General features: G+C 57.2%; 1 rRNA gene. It reads right to left on the reverse strand.

Features of this window, described 5'->3' with window-relative positions:
- Positions 1–21 precede the first annotated feature (21 nt).
- Positions 22–3137, reverse strand: a 23S ribosomal RNA gene (locus QSK45_RS37845).
- Positions 3138–3346 lie beyond the last annotated feature (209 nt).

Consider the following 3346-nt stretch of genomic DNA (forward strand, 5'->3'; position numbering starts at 1 on the left):
ACACAGTGGACGCGAGCAACTGAGGACAAGCCCTCGGCCTATTAGTACCGGTCACCTCCACCAGTTACCTGGCTTCCAGATCCGGCCTATCAACCCAGTCGTCTACTGGGAGCCTTACCCCATCAAGTGGGTGGGAGTCCTCATCTCGAAGCAGGCTTCCCGCTTAGATGCTTTCAGCGGTTATCCCTCCCGAACGTAGCCAACCAGCCATGCCCTTGGCAGAACAACTGGCACACCAGAGGTTCGTCCGTCCCGGTCCTCTCGTACTAGGGACAGCCCTTCTCAAGACTCCTACGCGCACAGCGGATAGGGACCGAACTGTCTCACGACGTTCTAAACCCAGCTCGCGTACCGCTTTAATGGGCGAACAGCCCAACCCTTGGGACCGACTCCAGCCCCAGGATGCGACGAGCCGACATCGAGGTGCCAAACCATCCCGTCGATATGGACTCTTGGGGAAGATCAGCCTGTTATCCCCGGGGTACCTTTTATCCGTTGAGCGACGGCGCTTCCACAAGCCACCGCCGGATCACTAGTCCCGACTTTCGTCCCTGCTCGACCCGTCGGTCTCACAGTCAAGCTCCCTTGTGCACTTACACTCAACACCTGATTGCCAACCAGGCTGAGGGAACCTTTGGGCGCCTCCGTTACCCTTTAGGAGGCAACCGCCCCAGTTAAACTACCCATCAGACACTGTCCCTGATCCGGATCACGGACCCAGGTTAGACATCCAGCACGACCAGACTGGTATTTCAACGACGACTCCACCCACACTGGCGTATGAGCTTCACAGTCTCCCAGCTATCCTACACAAGCCGAACCGAACACCAATATCAAACTGTAGTAAAGGTCCCGGGGTCTTTCCGTCCTGCTGCGCGAAACGAGCATCTTTACTCGTAGTGCAATTTCACCGGGCCTATGGTTGAGACAGTCGAGAAGTCGTTACGCCATTCGTGCAGGTCGGAACTTACCCGACAAGGAATTTCGCTACCTTAGGATGGTTATAGTTACCACCGCCGTTTACTGGCGCTTAAGTTCTCAGCTTCGCCCACCCGAAAGTGAGCTAACCGGTCCCCTTAACGTTCCAGCACCGGGCAGGCGTCAGTCCGTATACATCGCCTTACGGCTTCGCACGGACCTGTGTTTTTAGTAAACAGTCGCTTCTCGCTGGTCTCTGCGGCCACCCCCAGCTCAAGGAGTAAATCCCATCACCGAGCGTGGCCCCCCTTCTCCCGAAGTTACGGGGGCATTTTGCCGAGTTCCTTAACCATAGTTCACCCGAACGCCTCGGTATTCTCTACCTGACCACCTGAGTCGGTTTAGGGTACGGGCCGCCATGAAACTCGCTAGAGGCTTTTCTCGACAGCATAGGATCATCCACTTCACCACAATCGGCTCGGCATCAGGTCTCAGCCATACACAAGGCGGATTTGCCTACCTTGCGGCCTACACCCTTACCCCGGGACAACCACCGCCCGGGATGGACTACCTTCCTGCGTCACCCCATCACTCACCTACTAACCGCTTGGTTCAGCGGCTCCACCACTCCCCTCAACTCCGAAGAGATCAGGGCGGCTTCACGGCCTTAGCATCACGATGCTCGATGTTTGACGCTTCACAGCGGGTACCGGAATATCAACCGGTTATCCATCGACTACGCCTGTCGGCCTCGCCTTAGGTCCCGACTTACCCTGGGCAGATCAGCTTGACCCAGGAACCCTTAGTCAATCGGCGCACACGTTTCTCACGTGTGAATCGCTACTCATGCCTGCATTCTCACTCGTCAACCGTCCACAACTACCTTCCGGTGCTGCTTCACCCGGCAGACGACGCTCCCCTACCCATCACAACACCCGTTAGGGCTATACGCTGCAATGACACGACTTCGGCGGTACGCTTGAGCCCCGCTACATTGTCGGCGCGGAATCACTAGACCAGTGAGCTATTACGCACTCTTTCAAGGGTGGCTGCTTCTAAGCCAACCTCCTGGTTGTCTGTGCGACTCCACATCCTTTCCCACTTAGCGTACGCTTAGGGGCCTTAGTCGATGCTCTGGGCTGTTTCCCTCTCGACCATGGAGCTTATCCCCCACAGTCTCACTGCCGCGCTCTCACTTACCGGCATTCGGAGTTTGGCTAAGGTCAGTAACCCGGTAGGGCCCATCGCCTATCCAGTGCTCTACCTCCGGCAAGAAACACACGACGCTGCACCTAAATGCATTTCGGGGAGAACCAGCTATCACGGAGTTTGATTGGCCTTTCACCCCTAACCACAGGTCATCCCCCAGGTTTTCAACCCTGGTGGGTTCGGTCCTCCACGAAGTCTTACCTCCGCTTCAACCTGCCCATGGCTAGATCACTCCGCTTCGGGTCTTGAGCGTGCTACTGAAACGCCCTATTCGGACTCGCTTTCGCTACGGCTTCCCCACCCGGGTTAACCTCGCAACACACCGCAAACTCGCAGGCTCATTCTTCAAAAGGCACGCAGTCACGAGAGCCCGAAGGCTCCGACGCTCCCACGGCTTGTAGGCACACGGTTTCAGGTACTATTTCACTCCCCTCCCGGGGTACTTTTCACCATTCCCTCACGGTACTATCCGCTATCGGTCACCAGGGAATATTTAGGCTTAGCGGGTGGTCCCGCCAGATTCACACGGGATTTCTCGGGCCCCGTGCTACTTGGGTGTCTCTCAAGCAAGCCGCTGACATTTCGACTACGGGGGTCTTACCCTCTACGCCGGACCTTTCGCATGTCCTTCGCCTATATCAACGGTTTCTGACTCGCCCTACGGCCGGCAGACCGTAGAAGAGAGATCCCACAACCCCGCACACGCAACCCCTGCCGGGTCTCACACGCATACGGTTTGGCCTCATCCGGTTTCGCTCGCCACTACTCCCGGAATCACGGTTGTTTTCTCTTCCTGAGGGTACTGAGATGTTTCACTTCCCCTCGTTCCCTCCACACTGCCTATGTGTTCAGCAGCGGGTGACAGCCCATGACGACTGCCGGGTTTCCCCATTCGGAAACCCCCGGATCAAAGCCTGGTTGACGACTCCCCGGGGACTATCGCGGCCTCCCACGTCCTTCATCGGTTCCTGGTGCCAAGGCATCCACCGTGCGCCCTTAAAAACTTGGCCACAGATGCTCGCGTCCACTGTGCAGTTCTCAAACAACGACCAGCCACCCGTCACACACCAACATCGTTGGCGCTTCACCGGGGCCGGCGACTGAGGAGAAGAAAGATCATTCCCTCAGACACCCAACAGCGTGCCCGACCAGAACCCGTCCGAGGATCATGCGTTCCACGCTCCGAAGAGCAGTACTAACAGCCCCCGACCCGAGGAAA

It is taken from the genome of Streptomyces hygroscopicus subsp. hygroscopicus (genome assembly GCF_030269125.1).
GTDB classification, from domain to species: domain Bacteria; phylum Actinomycetota; class Actinomycetes; order Streptomycetales; family Streptomycetaceae; genus Streptomyces; species Streptomyces hygroscopicus_C.